This is a genomic window from Pseudomonas aeruginosa (assembly GCF_001457615.1).
Classification (GTDB): Bacteria; Pseudomonadota; Gammaproteobacteria; order Pseudomonadales; family Pseudomonadaceae; genus Pseudomonas; species Pseudomonas aeruginosa.
On the sequence record NZ_LN831024.1, the window covers coordinates 2,092,562 to 2,114,256 of the forward strand.

At 66.2% G+C, this 21,695-nt stretch carries 17 protein-coding genes; 13 read left to right on the forward strand and 4 right to left on the reverse strand.

Annotation, left to right across the window (positions count from 1 at the left end; genetic code table 11):
- Positions 1–112 precede the first annotated feature (112 nt).
- The 5 genes from AT700_RS09685 (at position 113) to AT700_RS09705 (ending at position 6,766) form a co-directional block, all read left to right on the forward strand.
- The gene (locus tag AT700_RS09685) at positions 113–1,708 is read left to right on the forward strand and encodes an FAD-binding oxidoreductase (protein ID WP_003143646.1); all 1,596 of its coding nucleotides are present in this window, start codon (positions 113–115) and stop codon (positions 1,706–1,708) included.
- Positions 1,709–1,713: 5 nt separating this feature from the next.
- Positions 1,714–3,294, forward strand: a complete 1,581-nt coding sequence (locus AT700_RS09690; RefSeq protein ID WP_048520987.1) for a glycerol-3-phosphate dehydrogenase/oxidase — start codon at positions 1,714–1,716, stop codon at positions 3,292–3,294.
- 20 nt (positions 3,295–3,314) lie between these two features.
- A complete protein-coding gene (locus AT700_RS09695) occupies positions 3,315–4,874 on the forward strand; it encodes an FGGY-family carbohydrate kinase (protein ID WP_003160647.1) in 1,560 nt (519 codons plus the stop codon).
- Between the two features lie 74 nt (positions 4,875–4,948).
- Entirely contained in the window at positions 4,949–5,857 is a 909-nt protein-coding gene (yegS, locus tag AT700_RS09700; protein ID WP_003091230.1) for a lipid kinase YegS, read from the forward strand.
- 102 nt (positions 5,858–5,959) lie between these two features.
- Positions 5,960–6,766: an MOSC domain-containing protein gene (locus AT700_RS09705; protein ID WP_003113973.1), complete on the forward strand. Its 807-nt coding sequence runs from the start codon at positions 5,960–5,962 to the stop codon at positions 6,764–6,766.
- A gap of 43 nt (positions 6,767–6,809) precedes the next feature.
- Here the strand turns inward: AT700_RS09705 and AT700_RS09710 are convergent, their stop codons facing one another.
- Both AT700_RS09710 and slt read right to left on the reverse strand, forming a co-directional pair.
- A complete protein-coding gene (locus AT700_RS09710) occupies positions 6,810–7,196 on the reverse strand; it encodes a lysozyme inhibitor LprI family protein (RefSeq protein WP_003113974.1) in 387 nt (128 codons plus the stop codon).
- Positions 7,197–7,252: 56 nt separating this feature from the next.
- The gene (gene slt / locus AT700_RS09715) at positions 7,253–9,181 is read right to left on the reverse strand and encodes a lytic transglycosylase Slt (RefSeq protein WP_003118099.1); all 1,929 of its coding nucleotides are present in this window, start codon (positions 9,179–9,181) and stop codon (positions 7,253–7,255) included.
- Positions 9,182–9,405: 224 nt separating this feature from the next.
- Here slt and AT700_RS09720 point away from each other — a divergent pair, with 224 nt between their 5' ends.
- Entirely contained in the window at positions 9,406–11,328 is a 1,923-nt protein-coding gene (locus AT700_RS09720) for an ATP-binding cassette domain-containing protein (RefSeq protein WP_031671149.1), read from the forward strand.
- A 149-nt stretch (positions 11,329–11,477) separates the two neighbouring features.
- On the forward strand, positions 11,478–12,164 hold the full coding sequence (locus AT700_RS09725) for a DUF6901 family protein (RefSeq protein WP_003091213.1): 687 nt from the start codon (positions 11,478–11,480) through the stop codon (positions 12,162–12,164).
- A gap of 29 nt (positions 12,165–12,193) precedes the next feature.
- Here the strand turns inward: AT700_RS09725 and AT700_RS09730 are convergent, their stop codons facing one another.
- The gene (locus AT700_RS09730; RefSeq protein ID WP_003091210.1) at positions 12,194–12,631 is read right to left on the reverse strand and encodes a universal stress protein; all 438 of its coding nucleotides are present in this window, start codon (positions 12,629–12,631) and stop codon (positions 12,194–12,196) included.
- A 207-nt stretch (positions 12,632–12,838) separates the two neighbouring features.
- Between AT700_RS09730 and AT700_RS09735 the strand changes: the two genes are divergently transcribed.
- Positions 12,839–13,273 (forward strand): hypothetical protein, encoded by a 435-nt coding sequence (locus AT700_RS09735; RefSeq protein WP_003109487.1) that lies wholly within the window; start codon positions 12,839–12,841, stop codon positions 13,271–13,273.
- Between the two features lie 16 nt (positions 13,274–13,289).
- Here AT700_RS09735 and AT700_RS09740 read toward each other — a convergent pair whose 3' ends face one another.
- Positions 13,290–14,108, reverse strand: a complete 819-nt coding sequence (locus AT700_RS09740) for a F0F1-type ATP synthase subunit beta (protein ID WP_033877124.1) — start codon at positions 14,106–14,108, stop codon at positions 13,290–13,292.
- Between the two features lie 427 nt (positions 14,109–14,535).
- On the opposite strand from AT700_RS09740, the gene fadB reads away from it, so the two are divergent.
- The 5 genes from fadB to AT700_RS09765 all read left to right on the forward strand — a co-directional run bounded on the left by fadB (position 14,536) and on the right by AT700_RS09765 (position 21,668).
- Positions 14,536–16,683, forward strand: a complete 2,148-nt coding sequence (gene fadB / locus AT700_RS09745; RefSeq protein WP_003091204.1) for a fatty acid oxidation complex subunit alpha FadB — start codon at positions 14,536–14,538, stop codon at positions 16,681–16,683.
- Between the two features lie 30 nt (positions 16,684–16,713).
- A complete protein-coding gene (fadA, locus tag AT700_RS09750) occupies positions 16,714–17,889 on the forward strand; it encodes an acetyl-CoA C-acyltransferase FadA (protein ID WP_003113978.1) in 1,176 nt (391 codons plus the stop codon).
- 193 nt (positions 17,890–18,082) lie between these two features.
- Positions 18,083–18,346 (forward strand): DUF1653 domain-containing protein, encoded by a 264-nt coding sequence (locus AT700_RS09755; RefSeq protein ID WP_031629029.1) that lies wholly within the window; start codon positions 18,083–18,085, stop codon positions 18,344–18,346.
- A 90-nt stretch (positions 18,347–18,436) separates the two neighbouring features.
- Complete coding sequence (gene topA / locus AT700_RS09760; protein ID WP_003091201.1) at positions 18,437–21,043, forward strand: type I DNA topoisomerase; 2,607 nt, start codon at positions 18,437–18,439, stop codon at positions 21,041–21,043.
- 106 nt (positions 21,044–21,149) lie between these two features.
- Positions 21,150–21,668: a DUF6586 family protein gene (locus tag AT700_RS09765; RefSeq protein WP_003113979.1), complete on the forward strand. Its 519-nt coding sequence runs from the start codon at positions 21,150–21,152 to the stop codon at positions 21,666–21,668.
- Positions 21,669–21,695 lie beyond the last annotated feature (27 nt).

Below are 21,695 nucleotides of genomic sequence, written 5' to 3' on the forward strand. Positions count from 1 at the left end.
GGTCACAGGGAGTGTCTCGATCCGACAGTGACAGGCGAGGGCGGCTGGCTAGTATAGGCAGCCAGAAAGGTTCCGATAAACAGGTTGCCGCGACAAGCGAGGGGAGAGGTTCATGCGCCGTTGGAATGGCTGGGGCGAAGAAAGCACCGTGGTCGAATTGCCGGACAGCGCCCGTGGGTTCCTGGCGGAACTGGTCGGGCAGGGCGCACGCTTGCCGGACGCCAGCCTGGAGGCGGCGCTGGCGAAGGTCCCGGCGTCGCGCCTGGAGGCCGATCCGCGCTACAGCATCGACCCCCGTGAGCGTCTGCTGCATGCCCGCGGGCAGAGCCTGCCGGACTGGCTGGCGATGCGCGAGGGCGACTTCGGCGTCTACCCGGACGCCGTGGCCTATCCGGAAACCGCCGAACAGATCCGCGAGTTGCTGGCCCTGGCCGACTCCCGCGACCTGCAACTGATTCCCTATGGCGGCGGTACTTCCGTGGCCGGCCATATCAATCCGCAAGCCTCGCGGCGGCCGGTACTGACGGTCTCGCTGGAGCGCATGAACCGCCTGCTCGATCTGGACCGCGAGAGCCTGGTCGCGACCTTCGGCCCCGGCGCCGCCGGCCCGCAGGTGGAGAGCCAGTTGCGTGCGCTGGGCTACACGCTCGGGCATTTCCCGCAGTCCTGGGAGTTGTCGACCCTTGGTGGCTGGGTCGCCAGCCGCTCCAGTGGCCAGCAGTCGCTGCGCTACGGGCGGATCGAACAACTTTTCGCCGGCGGGACCCTGGAGACCTTCGCCGGGCCGCTTGAAATCGCTACCTTCCCGGCATCCGCGGCGGGACCGGACCTGCGCGAACTGGTGCTGGGCTCTGAGGGACGCTTCGGGATCATTTCCTCGGTGAAGGTGCGGGTCTCGCCGCTGGCCGAGGACGAGCGCTTCTACAGCGTCTTCCTGCCGAACTGGCAGCAGGCCCTGCAAGCCACCCGCGAGCTGGCCCAGGCGCGCGTGCCGCTGTCGATGCTGCGACTGTCCAACGCCGTGGAAACCATGACCCAACTGGCCCTGGCCGGCCATCCCGGACAGATCGCCTGGCTGGAGAAATACCTGGCGCTGCGCGGCGCGGGCGAGGGCAAGTGCATGCTGACCTTCGGCGTGACCGGCAACCGCCGGCAGAACGGATTGTCGCTGAGCCAGGCGAAGGCCTTGCTGAAACGCTTCGGCGGGGTCTTCACCGGCACCCTGCTGGGGCGCAAGTGGGCGCAGAACCGCTTCCGCTTCCCCTACCTGCGCGAGGCCCTGTGGCAGGCGGGCTACGCCGTGGACACCCTGGAGACCGCCACCGACTGGAGCAACGTCGACGGCCTGCTGCAGAAGATCGAGGCCAGCCTGCGAGACGGCCTGGCCGCCGAGGGCGAGAAAGTCCATGTGTTCACCCACCTCTCGCATGTCTATGGCGAGGGGTCGAGCATCTATACCACCTACGTGTTCCGTCCGGCCGCGAGCTATGCGGCGACGCTGGAGCGCTGGAAGCGTCTCAAGCATGCGGCCAGCCAGGCGATCGTCGACAATCGTGGCACCATCAGCCACCAGCATGGCGTCGGCAAGGACCACGCACCCTACCTGCCCCGCGAGAAGGGCGAACTGGGCGTCGCCGCGCTGCGTGCCATGGCCGGTCACTTCGACCCGGCCGGGCGGCTCAACCGCGGCACCCTGCTGCAGGACTGAGCGGAATGACTTCAGCCTGGAACGAGGAGTGGCGTCGCCGCCGCCTGCCGGCGCTGGCGGGGCAGGAGTGGGACCTGATCGTGGTCGGCGGCGGCATCAGCGGTGCCGGCATCCTCCGCGAAGCCGCGCGGCGCGGCTGGCGCTGCCTGCTGCTGGAGCAGCGGGACTTCGCCTGGGGCACCTCGAGCCGCTCGTCGAAGATGGTCCATGGCGGCCTGCGCTACATCGCCAAGGGCCAGTGGCGGCTGACCCGCGACTCGGTGCGCGAGCGCCAGCGCCTGCTCGGCGAGGCGCCTGGGCTGGTGGAGCCGTTGAGCTTCGTGATGGCCCACTACCGCGGCGGCTTTCCCGGCCCGCGGCTATTCGGCGGCCTGCTGAGCGTGTACGACGCCCTTGCCGGGCGGCGCAACCACCGTTTCTACGACGCCGCCGCGTTGCGCTACCTGGCGCCGGGCCTGAAGGAACAACGGCTGCTCGGCGGCACGCGATTCTTCGATGCGGTGACCGACGATGCGCGCCTGGTGCTGCGGGTGCTGGCCGAGGCGCGTCACGACGGCGGCGAGGCATTCAACGGCATGCGTGTGCGCGAATTGCTGCGCGAGGGCGGCCAGGTGGTCGGCCTGCGCGCCGAGGACCGCGAGAGCGGCGAGCTTTTCGACTTTCGCTGCCGCGCCCTGGCGCTGGCCACCGGGGCCTGGGCCGATGAGTTGCGCCAGCCCGGCGGAAGCGAGCACATCCGCCCGCTGCGCGGCAGCCATCTATTGCTGCCGGCCTGGCGCCTGCCGGTGGCCCATGCCTTCAGCTTCATGCACGCCACGGACCGGCGACCGGTGTTCGTGTTCCCCTGGGAGGGCGCGACGGTGGTCGGCACCACCGATCTCGACCATCGCGACGGCCTTGGGGAGGACGCGCGGATCAGCCGCGCCGAACTCGACTACCTGCTGGCGGCCTGCGCCCAGCAGTTTCCCGCCGCTGCCATCGAGGCGCGCGACGTGCTGTCGACCTGGGCCGGCGTGCGACCGGTGGTCAGCAGCGGCGACGACAGCGGCAAGCCTTCCGACGAGAAACGCGAGCATGTGCTCTGGCGCGAGCCGGGCTGCGTGACCCTGGCCGGCGGCAAGCTGACCACCTTCCGGCCGCTGGCGGTGGAGGTGCTACAAGCCTGCGCGCCGCTGCTCGGGCGCACGGTCACGGACGATGACGCGGCGGTGTTCGGCGCCTGCGAAGGCCCGCTCATCGACGGGCTCGGCAGCGGCCAGCGACGCCGCCTGGCCGGTCGCTACGGACGCGACCTGGTCCGCCTCAAGCGGCTGGTGGACACCCTCGGAACGGACTGCGTGGGTGCCAGCGAAACGCTCTGGGCCGAACTGGCGTTCGCCGCCGAGGCGGAAATGGTGCTGCATCTCGATGACCTGCTGTTGCGCCGCACCCGCCTCGGCCTGCTGTTGCCCGGAGGCGGCGCGGCATACCTGCCGCGTATCCGCGCGCTCTGCCAAGCGCGCCTGGGCTGGGACGACCCGCGCTGGGAACGTGAGCAACAGGCCTATCTGGACCTCTGGCGCCGGCACTACAGCCTGCCCGTCTGACCAGCCGAGACGAGAACGAGATGAACGACAAGAACTATCTGCTGGCGATCGACAATGGCACCCAGAGCGTGCGCGCACTGCTGTTCGACCTGCAGGGCAACCTGCTGGGCAAGGGCAAGGTGGAGCTGGAGGCCTACTACTCGAAGCATCCGGGCTGGGCCGAACAGGACCCCGAGTACTACTGGGCGATGCTCGGCGAGGCCTGTCGGCGGCTCTGGGACCAGGTGGACATCGATCGCGGGCTCATCCGCGGGGTGTCGCTGACCACCCAGCGTGGCACGGTGATCCACGTCGATGCCGAGGGCAGGCCGTTGCGTCCGGCGATCCTCTGGCTCGACCAGCGCCGGGCGGAGGTCCGCGAGCGCATCAGGGGGCCTTGGGGCTGGCTGTTCAAGCTGGTCGGCGCCGAGGGCGCGGTGGAGCATTTCCGCGCCCAGGCCGAGGTCAACTGGGTGGCCCAGGAGCAGCCGGAGATCGCTGCGAAGACCGACAAGGTGTTGCTGCTTTCCGGCTTTCTCAGCCACCGCCTGACCGGCCGTTTCGTCGACTCGGTGGGGTGCTGCGTTGCCTACCTGCCGTTCGACTACAAGCGCCTGCGCTGGGCCGCGCCGCGCGACTGGAAATGGCAGGCGCTGGCGGTACGCCGCGAGCAGTTGCCGGAGCTGTTCAAGCCGGGCGAGCGGCTCGGCCAGATCAGCGCCGAGGCCAGCCGGCACACCGGCATTCCGCAAGGCCTGCCGTTGATCGCCGCGGGGGCCGACAAGGCCTGCGAGGTGCTCGGCGCAGGTGCGCTGGAGCCCACCATCGCCTGCCTCTCCTATGGCACCACGGCGACCATCAACACCACTCGCGCCCGCTACCTGGAAACCGTGCCGCTGATTCCACCCTATCCGGCGGCGATTCCCGATCATTTCAATACCGAGGTGATGATCTATCGCGGCTACTGGATGGTCAGCTGGTTCAAGCGCGAGTTCGGCTTGCGCGAGATGCAGCAGGCGCGCGAGCAAGGGGTCGAGCCGGAGCAACTGTTCGACGAACTGGTCAACGGCGTGCCGCCCGGCTCGATGGGCCTGACCCTGCAACCCTACTGGTCGCCGGGAATCCGCGAACCGGGACTGGAGGCCAAGGGGGCGATGATCGGTTTCGGCGACGTGCATACCCGGGCGCACATCTACCGGGCCATCCTCGAGGGCCTGGCCTATGCCCTGCGCCAGGGCAAGGAGCGCATCGAGAAGCGTTCGGGCACGCCGATCGTGCGCCTGCGCGTGGCCGGCGGCGGCTCGCAGAGCGACGCGGCGATGCAGCTCACCGCCGACATTTTCGGCCTGCCGGCCGAGCGCCCGCATGTCTACGAGGCGTCCGGCCTGGGTGCGGCGATCGACTGCGCGGTGGGGCTCGGCCTCTATCCGGACGTCGCCAGCGCGGTGGCCGGGATGACCCGCGTCGGCCGGGTTTTCCTGCCCCAGGCGGAAGCCCGGCAGATCTACCAGCGGCTCTATGGCGAGGTCTACCTGCGCATGTATCGCCAGTTGCGCCCGCTCTACCGCAGCATTCGCGAGATTACCGGCTACCCTGCCTGAACCGGGCGCCGCACTTCCGTCCCGGATACGCGGTCAATAGGCAAAGACAAGGCCACGACGAGGGGTTCGGTTCGATGGACAAGGACAAGGTTCTGCTGGTCCTGCACGGCAAGCAGGCGGGCAACGAAGAGGTTCGTGCCGCGGTCGCGGCACAGCGCGAGGCCGGGCGGGAGCTGGCGGTGCGGGTAACCTGGGAGGACGGCGACGCCCGGCGCATCGTCGAGGAGGCGCTGGCGGCCGGCTATGCGACGCTGGTCGCGGGCGGTGGCGACGGCACGCTGCGCGAGGTGGCCGAAGCGCTGGCGCGCGGGCGAGGCGAGGCGAGCCTGGCGATCCTGCCGCTGGGCACCGCCAACGATTTCGCCCGCGCCGCCGGGATTCCCCTGGAACCGGCCGCGGCGCTGGCGCTGCTCGACCAGACGGCGCGGCCGATCGACCTGGGCGAGGTGAACGGCAAGCTGTTCCTCAACATGGCCACTGGCGGCTTCGGTTCGAAGGTCACCGCGAATACCTCGGAGGACCTGAAGAAGGTTCTCGGCGGTGCCGCCTACCTGTTGACCGGGTTGACCCGTTTTTCCGAAGTGCATGCCGCCCAGGGCCGTTTCAGCGCCCCGGACTTCCAGTGGGAAGGCGAGTTCCTCGCCCTGGGCATCGGTAACGGGCGCCAGGCCGGCGGCGGGCACGTACTGTGTCCGCAAGCGCGAGTGGACGACGGCCTGCTGGACGTGAGCATCCTGCCGACGCCGCAGGACATGGTCGGTACCCTGGGCACCCTGCTCGGCGGTGGCAACGGAGTGGAAAGCCTGTTCGTCCGCGCGCGGGTGCCATGGCTGGAAGTGGAGGCGGCGGAAGGTCTCGACGTCAATCTCGACGGCGAGCCGCTGGAAGGACGCAAGCTGCGTTTCTCGGTTTCCCCGGGCGCGCTGCGCGTGCACTTGCCGGCCGGCTCGCCGTTGTTGCGCGAGCCGCCGCGCGAGGACTGAGGGCGGGGCCGACTGATCCGCTGCCTGGAGTGGCGTCTGTGTCTTGTCGGCCTTTCCCGCGACACCGTATAACAGCATCTTTCCACCAAGGATGCTGGTTCCATGTTCCGTCTCTCCGCGCTGTACCGCTATCCGATCAAGTCTTCCGCCGCCGAGTCCCTGGAGCGCGTCGCGCTCGATGCGCTGGGCGTGGTCGGCGACCGACGCTGGATGGCGGTGGACACCGAAACCGGACGTTTCTTCACCCAGCGCCTGCTGCCGCAGCTGGGGCGTATCCAGGCGCGCTGGGCGGCGCCGGAGGTCCTGCGGCTGAATGCGCCGGGGATGTCCGAGCTGAGCCTCGAAGTACCGGCAGCCGACGCCAACCTGCGTGGCGTCACGGTCTGGCGCGATACCTTGCAGGCGCCGGATGCCGGCGACGCCGCAGCGGACTGGCTGACGCGCTTCCTCGGCCGCCCGACGCGCCTGGTGCACATTCCCGAGGCGCGCGCGCGGCAGGTCGATACCGGCTACGCCGAACCGGGGCAGAAGGTGCATTTCGCCGACGGTTTCCCGCTGCTGCTGATCGGCCAGGCTTCGCTCGACGACCTCAGCCAGCGGGTCGGCCGGCCGTTGGAGATGCTGCGCTTCCGTCCCAACCTGGTGGTGGAAGGCAGCGCCGCGTTCGCCGAGGACGGCTGGAAACGCATCCGCATCGGCTCGGTCGAGTTCGTCGTGGCCAAGCCCTGTTCCCGCTGCATCCTCACCACCCTGGATCCGGCGACCGGCGAGCGCAACGAGGACCGCGAGCCGCTGACGACCCTGAAGACCTACCGGGAAAAGGATGGCGCGGTGCTGTTCGGGCAGAACCTGATTGCGCTGGGACAGGGCAGCCTGGAGGTGGGGATGCCGGTGGAAATCCTCGACTGAGGAACGGTCGCCCGCCGTTGCGGCGGGCGGCCCTTGCCGGCGATCAGAGCTTGGCGTCGACGCAACCGGTGCTCAGGCACTCGCGCTCGCGTTCGCGGAGGAAGTCGAGGCGCTGGCGGGTCTTCTCGGTGGCGCAGTCGAGGTTGACGAAATAACCGTTGTCCTTGCTTTCGCTGCAGGCCGCGTCGCGCTCCTTGATCCAGGCGATCTGGCTCTTCTTCAGCAGGGTTTTCTGGCCGTCGTTCAGGTGCTTGCGCAGGGTGCCGAACTGCTGGTTCAGCTCGCGGTCGGCCTGGGAAAACTCGCCGCTGCGGCAGTACACGCTGTCGAAGGCGTTGCGCGGCGTACCGCAGGCGTCGGCGGCCAGGGCGCCGTCGGCGAGCAGCAGGCTGGAGGTGGCGAGCAGGGCGGTGGCGAGGGGCTTGTTCATCTTGAGGTCCTTTTCAAGGTACTGGAAAGGCCCGGGCGTCCGGGCCGGGTTGGGGGTCAGAAATCGTCGAAGTAGCGTTCGTGCCAGTCGACGATGGGCTGCGGCGCATTGAGCTTCTGCCCGTAGATCACCGCATAGGACAGCACGTTCTGCACGTACTGGCGAGTCTCGTCGAACGGAATGGTCTCGATCCACACGTCGAAGGCCAGGTGGCGGGTATCTTTCAGCCACTGGCGGACGCGGCCCGGACCGGCGTTGTAGGCGGCCGAGGCGAGTACCCGGTTGCCGTTGAACTGGCCATGCACCTGGCTCAGGTAGGCGGCGCCGAGGCGGATGTTGACGTCGGGCACGATCAGTTGCTGGGTCGAGGCCAGCGGGATGCCGAACTTGCGCGAGGTCTCCTTGGCGGTGCCGGGCATCAGCTGCATCAGCCCGGTGGCGCCGACTCCGGAACGGGCATCGGACATGAACGCGCTTTCCTGCCGGGTGATGGCGAAGATCCAACTGGAGTGCAGGCCGCGGTTCTTCGCTTCGCGCACCAGGGTGGCGCGGTGCGCCATCGGGAAGCGGATGTCCAGGTCGTCCCAGTACTGCGCCTGGCTGATCGAGCGGATCGCCGGGAAATACCACTGCATGTCGTAGGCCAGCCTGGCCTGGGCGATCAGCTCGTCGCGATCGAACAGGCGCGCGGCGTGGTACCACTCGCGGCGGGCGTTGATCACTTCGCCACGGTTGAAGAACTCCATGGCCCGGCGCGTACTGGCGGCGTTGCGTACGCGTTGCAGGACGCGCGGGTCGATGTGCGCAGGACGGTTGCCGAGCTTGTACGGCACGCTCAGGCGGTCGGCGGCGAGGAAGCCGTAGAAGTCGCGCTCGCCGGCGAGCTTCTGGTACAGCGCGATCGGCTCCTTGCTGTTCGGCTGCGCCAGTTGCAGGCTGCGTGCCTGCCAATAGCGCCAGCGGCTGGTGGCGGCAAGATCCTGGGGCAGCTTGCGGGTCAGCGCGTAGGCTTCGTCCCAGCGGCCCAGGCGCAGCAGCAGGCGGGTGCGCCATTCGGTGACGGTGTTGTCGCGCAGGCCGGGATCGTACTGGGTCATCAGCGGCAGTGCGCGCGGATCGAAGCGCTTGGCCAGGCTGAGACCGATCTCGCGGGCGATGGCGACCTTCTCGTCGCTGGAGAAGGGTAGCGCCGAGCTGTAGTAGTCGAGCAGGCTAAGGGCCTTTTCCGGGTCCTGCCGCGCCAGGCGGCGCAGGCCGAGACCGACCACGTCGGCGGTGGCATGGTCGCGCTGGCTGAAGCGGCCGGTCTGGCTCAGCTGGGCGGGGTTCTGCGCCACGCTGACCATCAGCGCGCCCTGGTTGCCGAGGGTCGGCAGGCGCTGCGCGAGGTGCGAGGCGAGGCTGTAGTTGCGCGCTTCGGCGGCCAGCTTGAGGCGTTTCCAGACCTTTTCCTCGGTGAGCTGGCCTTCGCCCTGCCAGAGGCCGAACAGGGTGTCGCAGGCAGCCGGCTGCGACTTGCCGACCAGCCACAGGCGTTCGCTGGTGGCGTAGCCTTCGGCCTTCTGGCCGTGGCCCAGCTGATACTGGCCATACAGGCAGTCGAGTTCGGTGAAGTTCAGCTTCGGATCGTAGTAGTTGACGAAGGTCTTCCAGTCGCCGCGGTCGGCCAGCAGGCGCAGCCAGCGCAGTTTCAGCCAGCCGATCTGCGGCAGGTCGCCGTGTTCGGTGAGGAAGCGCTCGACCTCCTCGTTGCTGGCGGACTTCAGCCGATGGGTCAGTTCGTCGTAGGCCAGGTAGGGTTCCAGCGGGTAATCGCGCAGGGCGCTGCGCGAGGCCATGTAGGGCGCGCTGTTGCCCTTGGCCAGGGCGGCCTTGGCCTGGTCGTAGAGACGGCGTTGTTCGGTCAGGGAAGCGGCGTGGACCGCGTCGACGAAGGAAATACTGAGCAAAAGGCAGGAAACGAGAGTGAACAGGCGACCGCGCATGACTTATCCGGGCAGGTGATGTCGGGTAACGTCGGCAGGTCCGCAACGGCTGCCTACGGGCGTTTCGACCGCTCGCGGGACTGGCGCGCGACCGCTGTCGCGGGCGCGCCCGAAGCCGGGCGGATGGCTCGCCTAAGCTTAGCCGTTGCGGCATGGCGGTGAAAGCGCCGTGCCATCCGATGCCTATCCGGCGTAAAATGCGCGCCCTGTTTCCGGAGGCGCCCATGACCCTGCTCAAGTTCACCGATGTATCCCTTGCCTTTGGCACCACTCCCTTGCTGGACAAGGTGTCGTGGCAGATCGGCCGTGGCGAGCGGGTCTGCGTGATCGGGCGCAACGGTACCGGCAAGTCCAGCCTGTTCAAGGTGGTCAAGGGCGAACAGCAGGCCGACGACGGCGAAGTCTGGCGCGCACCGGCGCTGAAGATCGGCGAATTGCCCCAGGAACTACCGCGTGCCGACGAACGGACAGTGTTCGACGTGGTGGCCGAGGGTCTGGCGGAAGTCGGCAAGCTGCTCGCCGAGTACCACCACCTGAGCCTGAACATCCATACCGACGACGACCTGGCGCGCCTCTCGCGGGTCCAGCAGGAACTCGAGGCGCGCGATGGCTGGCGCCTGCAGCAACTGGTGGACAGCACCCTCAGCCGCCTGCAGTTGCCGGCCGACAAGACCCTCGCCGAACTCTCCGGCGGCTGGCGTCGGCGCGTGCTGCTGGCCCAGGCGCTGGTCGCCGAGCCGGACCTGCTGCTGCTCGACGAACCGACCAACCACCTGGACATCGGCGCCATCGCCTGGCTCGAGGAAGCGCTGCTGGGCTTCAACGGCGCGGTGCTGTTCATTACCCACGACCGCGCCTTCCTGCAATCCCTGGCGACCCGCATCCTCGAGCTGGATCGTGGCCACCTGATCGACTGGAACGGCGACTACGCCAGTTTCCTGGTGCACAAGGAACAGCAACTGGCCGCCGAAGAAGCTGCCAACGCATTGTTCGACAAGCGCCTGGCCCAGGAAGAAGTGTGGATCCGCCAGGGCATCAAGGCCCGCCGCACGCGCAACGAAGGGCGGGTTCGGGCACTGAAGGAAATGCGTCGCGAACGCGCCGAGCGCCGCGAGCGCCAGGGCAAGGCCAGCTTCCAGCTGGAAAGCGCGGACAAGTCCGGCAAGCAGGTGATCGTGGTGGAGCACGTCAGCTTCGCCCATCCCGGCAGCCAGCCGCTGGTACGCGACTTCTCCATGGTCCTGCAGCGCGGCGACCGTATCGGCCTGCTCGGCGCCAACGGTACCGGCAAGACCACCTTGCTCAAGCTGCTGCTTGGCGACCTGCAGCCGACCTCGGGCAAGATCGAGGTGGGCACCAAGCTGGAAGTGGCCTACTTCGACCAGTTGCGCCATCAGCTCGAACCCGAGCAGACGGTGATCGACAATATCTCCGAAGGCCGCGAGTTCATCACCATCGACGGCCAGAACCGGCATGTGCTCAGCTATCTCGGCGACTTCCTGTTCAGTCCGCAGCGCGCCCGCACCCCGGTGAAGGCGTTGTCCGGCGGCGAGCGCGCGCGCCTGTTGCTGGCCAAGCTGTTCAGCAAGCCGGCCAACCTGCTGGTGCTCGACGAACCGACCAACGACCTCGACGTGGAAACCCTGGAACTGCTGGAGGAAGTCCTGCTCGGCTTCCAGGGCACCGTGCTGATGGTCAGCCACGATCGGGCCTTCCTCGACAACGTGGTGACCAGCACCCTGGTCTTCGAGGGCGAGGGCAAGGTTCGCGAATTCGTCGGTGGCTACCAGGACTGGCTGCGCCAAGGGGGCACGCCGCGCCTGCTCGGCGTGAGCGAGTCGAAGAGCGGCAAGGCCGAGCTGAATACCGCGCTGGCGCCCGCCGCCGAACCCGCGCCGGCTGCTGCGGCGCCGAGCGAGGCGCCGGCGAAGAAAAAGCTCAGCTACAAGTTGCAGCGCGAGCTGGAGGCTTTGCCCGGGCAGATCGACGCGGTCGAGGCGGAGCTGGCGGGTGTCCAGGAAACCATCGCGCAGCAGGATTTCTATCTGCGCCCGCAGGACGAGCAGCGCGAAACCCTGGCGCGGCTGGACGCGTTGCAGCAGGAACTCGATGCCTTGCTCGAGCGCTGGGCCGAACTGGAAGACTGATCCATCTCGAAAAAGTGAGCTGCATCAATGTGATAGCGGCTCATCTCGATGATCCTTGCGGGCCTTGCCGGCGGTGGGTGCAGTCCCCCGTCGGTCCCTCTGGCTGGCGTCATTGACGGGCCGGCCGTCTCCCGAGAAAGGATCAGTCCATGGCAATCGAGTACCGCATTACGCTGGACGACCAGCATCAGCTCAACTATCGCATCGAGCTGGAGCGGCACTACGACCCGCAGGCGGCTGCCGCAGCGCCGCGCTGGACGCGCCTGGAACACAATCGCTGCAGCAACTGCCCGCTCGATCGCGAACGCTACAGCCATTGTCCGGCGGCGGTCGACCTGCATGGGGTGATCGAGGATTTCCGCAACCTGCCGGCGTTCCGCAAGGCCGGCATCTGCGTGCGCACGCCGGAGCGCGAGTACATCAAGCAGGCGGGCCTGGAGGAAGGACTGCGCGCGCTGATCGGCTTGATCATGGCCAGCAGCGCCTGTCCGCTGCTGGCGCCGCTGAGGCCGATGGCCATGCAGCACCTGCCGTTCGCCAGCAACCAGGAGTTCGTGCTGCGGGTGGTGCCGCTGTACCTGATGCGCCAGTACTTCAACTTCCGCGAGGGGCGGCATGCCGATTGGGAACTGAAAGGGCTGGTGCGGCTGTTCCAGCAGTTGCAACTGGTCAACCAGGCGTTCTGGCAGCGAATCCACGACACCTGTGTCAGCGATTCCAACCTGAAGGCGTTCCTGACCTTCTTCTCGCTGTCGTCGAGCATCAGCTATTCGCTGGAAACCCAGTTGCAGAAGATCCGCCCGCTGGTGATGAGCGCCGAGGAAACGCTCGGCTGAGGCGCAGGCCCCGGCCGAGCGGGGAGAGATCAGGCTTTCTTCAGGTGCACCGCGAGCACGTCGCAGGGCGCGCCGTGCAGCACGTCGTTGGCAGTGGAACCGAGCAGCAGCGCCAGGCCGTGGCGACCGTGGCTGCCGACCACGATCAGGTCGCAGGCCTGTTCCGCGGCGAGGCGGTGGATTTCCTGGCGCGGTTGCCCGTAGACCAGGTGGCGCTGCTCGCTGCCGAGGTCCGGATAGCGTACGGCGAAGGCATCCAGGCGTTCACGGGCCTGGTCGAACTGCTGCTGCTGCAACATCGACAGGTCCATCGGCACGTCCCCACCGAAGGCCATGGCCATGGGCTCGACCACATGCACCACCGAGAGCCGGGCCTGGTTGCTGGTGGCCAGGGCCGCCGCACGCTTCATCACCGGGTCGCATTCGTCGGTCAGGTCGACGGCGACCAGAATGTGTTGATAGGGCATGAACGTCTCCTCCCAGAAGGGGATAGTGTTTTCATTATGGACTTTCGCGCCGCGCGTGGAACCTGTTCCGTTGCGCTGGGCAAAAAGCTGCTCCGCCGTGGTCGCATTCGCCTGTAAACTGCGCCTCCCTTGGCGACTGCGACCGATCCTGCCTGCGCGCGCGGATCGAGGCAAATGCCTTAACCGTTTTTCGAGTGTCCGTTCCTTATGACCACTTGGCTGGTGATCCTGCTGCTGGCTGTCATGCTCAGTCCCCTGGCCTGGCTGATGCCGTCCAACAGGCAGCGCGGCAAGATGGCCCTGCGCCTCGAGGCGCGCCGTCTCGGCCTGGCCATGCAGCTCGCGCGCCAGGATTGGCCGCATTGGCTGGAGAGCGCTCCGCCGACGTCCTGCGCGCAGTTCCACTGCCCGCGCCGACGCGGCCGGGAGGCCTGGTGCTATTGGCAGAATACCCCGGGCCAGTGGCTGAACCAGTGGCGCGAGCCGTGCGCGGACGATGAGTTGCTGGACGCCCTGCGCAGCCTCCCCGGGGATGTCTACAAGGTGGAGGCGACCGCCCAGTTCCTTGCCCTGTATTGGGGCGAGCGCGGCGATAGCGCCGACCTCGGGCGCATCGCCGAGTTTCTCCGCCAGCGCGCCTGAGGCGGCGCGCCGAGGTTCATTGGTTGCGCGCGGCATACAGCGCGGCGACCTTCTCCAGGCCATCGATGATCCGGTCTGCATTCTTGTTGACCAGGAACGGCACGCTGTTCTGGTTGTAGTTGCGCAGGGACTTCTCGATGTAGTGCCACTTGATCGCCACGCTGCGCAGCGCCCTGGCGATCTCCTCGTCGTTCTGCGGCGCCTGCTGCAGCTTCAACAGGTTGACCGAAAAGCGGCTGGCCAGGTCGTCCAGTGGACGCTCCTCGCCGCCGCCGAAGAAGCTGGCGCCCACCGACGCGTTGCGCGAGGCATAGTCCAGAGCAATGTCCTGCATCAGCAGGCTCTGTTCGCGGCTCTGCTCGGTGAGCGTCGGCACCGTGGCGGCGTTTTCCCGTTGCAGGCTGCGATACAACTGGCCGCCGAGGTCCATCAGTTGCTGGTTGCGTCGTGCCAGGTCGGCGACCGGTTGCAGGTCGCTGTAGCCCTTGTTGCGCACCGCGCCGGTCAGCTTGTCGAGGTCTTGCGCATAGTCCCGCCATTGCTCGCGAAGCTGGCCCAGCAGGCGCCGGGATTCGCTGCCGTTCACGCCGTCGAGTCGCTGCAGGCGGGCTTCCGCCGTCTGCGCCGAGCTTTCGATCAGGCTGGCGTAGCGTTGATCGCCTTCCTGGCCGACGTACATGAAGAAGGCGTTCAGGGATTTCTGCGTGGCGAGCCGCATCTGGTGCAGGGCGAGCAGGTCATCGGCGGTCCCTGCCGCGAAGGCGGGGAGGCTCAGCAGGCCGAGCAGGGCCAGACAAAGAGTGAACGGACGGCAGATCATGGGTTCCATCTCCATGTGGCCCTGGAGGCCTTCTTGTTGTTCTTTTGTAACGGCCCGTGGCCGATCATGCATGGCGATCTGCGGCGACTCTAGCCTGCCTTTCCGCACCGGGACAAGCGCCCACGGCGCCGATCATCGAACATCTGAATGGTCCGACAGAGGCTGGCTGAATGGCCCTGCGCAGAGGGCCTGGAGGAGGGCAGGTGTTTTCCGGATGGCTGATTGACAATTCCCGGCTTTTGCCGGAATGTGTGCGCACCCAAGTCAAACGGGCGTATGAATCGAGCGTTTGCCTCGCGCAGGCCTCGACAATAGAGACCCGGTTATCGCGTCGGCGGGTGTGCCGAAGGGTTTGGGACTATGCTCGGCGGTTGCCGAAAGGGTCCCGACACGGCGTCCGATGTGTAAGTTCAAGCTTCCATAATAGCGTGGAGATCAGTTGATGATTTACCAAGGTAAAGCCATCACGGTTAAGCCTCTTGAGGGCGGCATCGTCGAGTTGAATTTCGATCTCAAGGGCGAGTCCGTCAACAAGTTCAACCGTCTCACCCTCAGTGAGTTGCGTGCGGCAGTCGATGCGATCAAGGCCGATGCATCGGTCAAGGGCGTGATCGTGACCAGCGGCAAGGACGTGTTCATCGTTGGTGCCGACATCACCGAGTTCGTTGACAACTTCCAGCTGCCCGACGAGGAACTGATGGCGGGCAACCTCGAAGCCAACAAGATCTTCAGCGACTTCGAAGACCTGGACGTACCCACCGTTGCCGCGATCAACGGCATCGCCCTCGGCGGCGGCCTGGAGATGTGCCTGGCCGCGGACTTCCGCGTGATGAGCGCGACCGCCAAGGTCGGCCTGCCGGAAGTCAAGCTGGGCATCTACCCGGGCTTCGGCGGCACCGTCCGCCTGCCGCGCCTGATCGGCTGCGATAACGCCGTCGAGTGGATCGCCTCGGGCAAGGAAAACAAGGCCGAGGACGCCCTGAAGGTCGGCGCCGTCGACGCCGTGGTCGCTCCCGAGCAACTGCAGGCCGCTGCCCTCGACCTGGCCAAGCGCGCCGTCGCCGGCGAGCTGGACCACAAGGCACGGCGCCAGCCGAAGCTGGAAAAGCTGAAGCTGAATGCAATCGAGCAGATGATGGCCTTCGAAACCGCCAAGGGCTTCGTCGCCGGCCAGGCCGGTCCGAACTACCCGGCGCCGGTGGAAGCCATCAAGAGCATCCAGAAGGCCGCCAACTTCGGCCGCGACAAGGCGCTGGAAGTCGAAGCCGCCGGCTTCGTCAAGCTGGCCAAGACCTCGGTCGCGCAGAGCCTGATCGGCCTGTTCCTGAATGACCAGGAACTGAAGAAGAAAGCCAAGAAATACGACGAAGTCGCCAAGGACGTGAAACTGGCCGCCGTGCTCGGCGCCGGCATCATGGGCGGCGGCATCGCCTATCAGTCGGCGCTCAAGGGCACCCCGATCCTGATGAAGGATATCCGCGAAGAGGGTATCCAGATGGGCCTGAACGAGGCCGCCAAGCTGCTCGGCAAGCGCGTCGAGAAGGGTCGCCTGACCCCGGCGAAGATGGCCGAGGCGCTCAATGGCATCCGTCCGACCATGTCCTATGGCGACTTCGGCAACGTCGACATCGTCGTCGAAGCCGTCGTCGAGAACCCCAAGGTCAAGCAAGCCGTGCTCGCCGAAGTGGAAGGCGCGGTGAAGGAAGACGCGATCATCGCCTCCAACACCTCGACCATCTCCATCAGCCTGCTGGCCCAGGCGCTGAAGCGTCCGGAAAACTTCTGCGGCATGCATTTCTTCAACCCGGTGCACATGATGCCGCTGGTGGAAGTGATCCGTGGCGAGAAGACCGGTGAAACCGCCATCGCCACCACCGTCGCCTACGCCAAGAAGATGGGCAAGAGCCCGATCGTGGTCAACGATTGCCCCGGCTTCCTGGTCAACCGTGTGCTGTTCCCGTACTTCGGCGGCTTCGCCAAGCTGCTGAGCTTCGGCGTCGACTTCGTGCGCATCGACAAGGTGATGGAGAAGTTCGGCTGGCCCATGGGCCCGGCCTACCTGTCCGACGTGGTCGGCATCGACACCGGCCACCATGGCCGCGACGTCATGGCCGAGGGCTTCCCGGACCGCATGGCGGTCGAGGGCAAGACCGCCGTCGACGTGATGTACGAGGCCAACCGCCTGGGCCAGAAGAACGGCAAGGGCTTCTACGCCTACGAGACCGACAAGCGCGGCAAGCCGAAGAAGGTCACCGATCCGCAGGCCTACGAAGTGCTCAAGCCGATCGTGGTCGAGCAGCGCGAAGTGACCGACGAGGACATCGTCAACTTCATGATGATCCCGCTGTGCCTGGAAACCGTGCGTTGCCTGGAAGACGGCATCGTCGAGACCGCTGCCGAGGCCGATATGGGCCTGATCTACGGCATCGGCTTCCCGCCCTTCCGTGGTGGTGCTCTGCGCTACATCGATTCGATCGGTGTCGCCGAGTTCGTGGCCCTGGCCGACAAGTACGCCGAGCTGGGCGCGCTGTACCACCCGACCGCGAAGCTGCGTGAAATGGCCAAGAACGGTCAGAAATTCTTCGGTTAATCGCGGAACGACTAGAGCGAGAGTGAATTTATGAGCCTGAATCCGAGAGACGTCGTCATTGTCGACTTCGGCCGCACCCCGATGGGTCGTTCCAAGGGTGGCATGCACCGCAACACCCGCGCCGAGACCATGTCGGCGCACCTGATCAGCAAGCTGCTGGAGCGTAACCCGAAGGTCGACCCGGCCGAAGTGGAAGACGTGATCTGGGGCTGCGTCAACCAGACCCTGGAGCAGGGCTGGAACATCGCGCGCATGGCGTCGCTGATGACCCAGATCCCGCACACCAGCGCCGCGCAGACCGTCAGCCGCCTGTGCGGTTCGTCGATGAGCGCGCTGCACACCGCCGCCCAGGCGATCCAGACCGGCAATGGCGATGTATTCGTCATCGGCGGCGTGGAGCACATGGGCCACGTCGGCATGATGCATGGCGTCGACCCGAACCCGCACCTGTCCCTGTACGCCGCCAAGGCCTCGGGCATGATGGGCCTGACTGCGGAAATGCTCGGCAAGATGCACGGTATCAGCCGTGAGGCGCAGGACAAGTTCGGCGCGCGTTCGCACCAACTGGCCTGGAAGGCCACCCAGGAAGGCAAGTTCAAGGACGAGATCATCCCGATGGAAGGGTATGACGAGAACGGTTTCCTGAAAGTCTTCGACTTCGACGAGACCATTCGTCCGGAAACCACCGTCGAGACCCTGGCCGAGTTGAAGCCGGCGTTCAATCCGAAAGGCGGCACCGTGACCGCGGGGACCTCCTCGCAGATCACCGACGGTGCCTCCTGCATGATCGTGATGTCGGCCCAGCGCGCCCAGGACCTGGGCATCCAGCCGATGGCGGTGATCCGCTCCATGGCCGTGGCGGGTGTCGACCCGGCGATCATGGGCTACGGCCCGGTGCCGTCGACCAACAAGGCGCTCAAGCGTGCCGGCCTGACCATCGCCGACATCGATTTCGTCGAACTCAACGAAGCCTTCGCCGCCCAGGCCCTGCCTGTGCTGAAGGACCTCAAGCTGCTCGACAAGATGGACGAGAAGGTCAACCTCCACGGCGGCGCCATCGCCCTGGGTCACCCGTTCGGTTGCTCCGGTGCGCGCATTTCCGGCACCCTGTTGAACGTGATGAAGCAGAACGGCGGTACCCTTGGCGTGTCCACCATGTGCGTGGGCCTGGGACAGGGTATCACCACCGTCTTCGAGCGCATCTAAGCGTTCGTCGAAGGGGAAAGCCGGGGCCTCGTGCCCCGGCTTTCGTTTTTCAGTGTCAGTCGTTTCCGGCTGTATCGAGCGAATGACGCCCCGGGAGCGCGGGTTTGCCTATTGTGCGATCCGTGCCTATACCGGGCTGTTGTATGTCGGCATTGTGCCGTTGTTTTCCGATTTTCGAGACAAGGTAAGGAACATGGACCTGCAGGCTGGGCTCTATCGTCATTACAAGGGACAGAACTACCGGGTCCTGGGTGTCGCGCGGCATTCGGAGACGGAAGAGGTGCTGGTGATCTACCAGGCGCTGTACGGCGAATTCGGTCTCTGGGTGCGTCCGCTGGAGATGTTCACCGAGGCCGTGGAGGTCGATGGCGAGTGGGTGCCGCGCTTCGTCCTGGTGAGTCCCGAGGCCGATCCCCTGGGCTTGCAGAAAGCTCCCGGCGGGGAAGACCGCGCTTGACCTTGGCTCGTTCGCCACTATATATAGCGGTGCCGCGCTAGTCGCTCCCTCCTTTATATTCATCTTTTCGACGCAGGAACCTTCCGATCCATGGGTAAATCGCTGGTCATCGTGGAATCCCCGGCCAAGGCCAAGACCATCAACAAGTACCTGGGCAGCCAGTACGTGGTGAAGTCGAGCATCGGCCACATCCGTGACCTGCCCACCAGTGGTTCGTCGAGTTCCAAGGAGCCGGCGGCCAAGGGCCGCAAGAGCGCCTCCGAGGCGCCGGCGCTGTCACCGAAGGAGAAGGCCAGGCGCCAACTGGTCTCGCGCATGGGGGTCGACCCCGAGCATGGCTGGAAGGCCAAGTACGAGATCCTGCCCGGCAAGGAAAAGGTCATCGACGAGCTGCGCCGCCTGGCCAAGGACGCCGACACCGTCTATCTCGCGACCGACTTGGACCGCGAAGGGGAGGCCATCGCCTGGCACCTGCGGGAAGCCATCGGCGGCGACGAAAGCCGCTACAAGCGCGTGGTATTCAACGAAATCACCAAGAAGGCCATCCAGGAGGCCTTCTCCCAGCCCGGCGAGCTCGATATCAACCGGGTGAACGCCCAGCAGGCGCGGCGTTTTCTCGACCGCGTGGTCGGCTACATGGTCTCGCCGCTGCTCTGGCAGAAGATTGCCCGTGGGTTGTCCGCCGGCCGCGTGCAGTCGGTGGCGGTGAAGCTGGTGGTGGAGCGCGAACGCGAGATTCGCGCCTTCGTCCCGGAAGAGTACTGGGAAGTGCATGCCGACCTCGGTACCGCCAAGGGCGCCAACGTGCGCTTCGAGGTTACCCGTGAGAAGGGCGAGGCCTTCAAGCCGCTCAACGAAGCCCAGGCCATGGCGGCCCTGGAAAAGCTCAAGGCCTCGGCCTATAGCGTCGCCAAGCGCGAGGACCGGCCGACCTCCAGCCGACCCTCGGCGCCGTTCATCACTTCCACCCTGCAGCAGGCGGCGAGCAACCGCCTGGGCTTCGGGGTGAAGAAGACCATGATGATGGCCCAGCGTCTCTACGAGGCCGGCTACATCACCTACATGCGTACCGACTCGACCAACCTGTCGGCCGATGCCATTGGCATGGTCCGCGGTTTCATCGAGGACGAGTTCGGCCAGAAGTACCTGCCGGGCAAGGCCAACGTCTACTCGAGCAAGGAGGGCGCCCAGGAAGCGCACGAGGCGATCCGTCCTTCCGACGTCAACCTCAAGCCGACCCAGCTGTCCGGCATGGAGCGTGACGCCGAGCGCCTGTACGACCTGATCTGGCGCCAGTTCGTGGCGTGCCAGATGACCCCGGCCGAATACCTCTCGACCAGCGTGAGCGTCACCGCCGGCGATTTCGAGCTGCGCGCCAAGGGCCGCATCCTCAAGTTCGACGGTTATACCCGGGTACTGCCGCAGCAGAGCAAGCCGGGCGAGGACGACGTCCTGCCGGAAATGAAGGAAGGCGAGAACCTCAAGCTGATCAAGCTCGATCCGAGCCAGCACTTCACCAAGCCGCCGGCGCGCTACTCCGAAGCGAGCCTGGTCAAGGAACTGGAGAAGCGCGGTATCGGCCGCCCCTCGACCTACGCGGCGATCATCTCCACCATCCAGGAGCGCGGCTACGTAACCACCCACAACCGCCGCTTCTATGCGGAGAAGATGGGCGACATCGTCACCGATCGGCTCAACGAGAGCTTCGCCAACCTGATGGACTACGGTTTCACCGCCGGGATGGAGGAGCATCTCGACGACGTGGCCCAGGGCGAGCGCGACTGGAAGCACCTGCTCGACGAGTTCTACGGCGATTTCAAGAAGAAGCTCGAGGTGGCCGAAGTCAGCGAGAAGGGGATGCGCGCCAACCAGCCGACCCTGACCAACATTCCCTGCCGCGAGTGCGGCCGGCCGATGATGATTCGTACCGCCTCCACCGGCGTGTTCCTCGGCTGCTCGGGCTACAGCCTGCCGCCGAAGGAACGTTGCAAGGCGACCGTCAACCTGATTCCCGGCGACGAGATCGCCGCGGACGACGAGGGCGAGTCCGAGTCGCGGGTGTTGCGTGGCAAGCATCGCTGCCCGATCTGCAGTACCGCGATGGACGCCTACCTGCTGGACGAGAAACACAAGCTGCATATCTGCGGCAACAACCCCGACTGTCCGGGCTACGAGATCGAGGAAGGCCAGTACCGGATCAAGGGCTACGAAGGGCCGAGCCTGGAATGCGACAAGTGTGGCAGCGAGATGCAGTTGAAGACCGGCCGTTTCGGCAAGTTCTTCGGTTGCACCAATCCGACCTGCAAGAACACCCGCAAGCTGCTGAAGAATGGCGAGGCGGCGCCGCCGAAGATGGACGCCATTCGCATGCCTGAATTGAAGTGCGAGAAGGTGGACGATATCTACGTGCTGCGCGACGGCGCTTCGGGCATGTTCCTGGCCGCCAGCCAGTTCCCGAAGAACCGCGAGACCCGCGCGCCGTTGGTGAGCGAGATCATCCCGCACAAGGCCGAGCTGGATCCCAAGTACCATTACCTCTGCGACGCCCCGCAGAAAGACCCGGACGGCCGTCCCGCGGTGATCCGTTTCAGCCGCAAGACCAAGGAGCAATACGTGCAGTCCGAGGTCGATGGCAAGCCCACCGGCTGGCGCGCCTTCTACGATGGCGGCAAGTGGAAGGTCGAAGACAAGCGCTGATGGATGGCGCGCCCGCTTGCATGGGGCGCGCTTATACTGCGCGAAGGCCGGGCGCTGACCTGGCCTGCGCTCCGCATTCCTTCCAGTTTTAATCGGGAGTACCGGCATGGCCCAAGAGCTTTATACCCGCACCAACCAGAAGCTGTATTTCGCCGGGTTGGCTCTGGAGGCCTGGAAGCGAGCCGATGCCGAGCGGGCGATGAATGCCCAGGCGATCATCCAGGGGGAGCGCGAGTCGGCGCTGTTCCACCTTTATGGCGCAGTGCTCGGTGTATGCCATGAGATCGCCGGTTACTACCGTCTGCCGCAGGCTGCCGCTCCTCGCGTGGATGCATTGCTGAATGCCGAAGTGCTGGCGGCCGCGCCCAGCCCCGAGCTGGCTGAACTGGTGGAGTTGGCGTCGCAGCCGGAAACCTGGCTGGGCCAGTTGCTGGGCGCCTACTCCGAGCTGTTCCTGCCGCCGCGACCGACCAAGGCAGCGAAGATCGACCCCAGCACACCGTTGATCGTTGCCGTGAGTATCGACGAAGAAGCCCCCTTGCTTTCTCGCGAAACCCTCGAGGAATGGCGGCAGTCGCTGAAGCAATTGGTCCTGCGTTTTCGCGAGAGCCTGACGGAGCTGTAACGCCGTCGTCATTCGCCGATCAGCGGT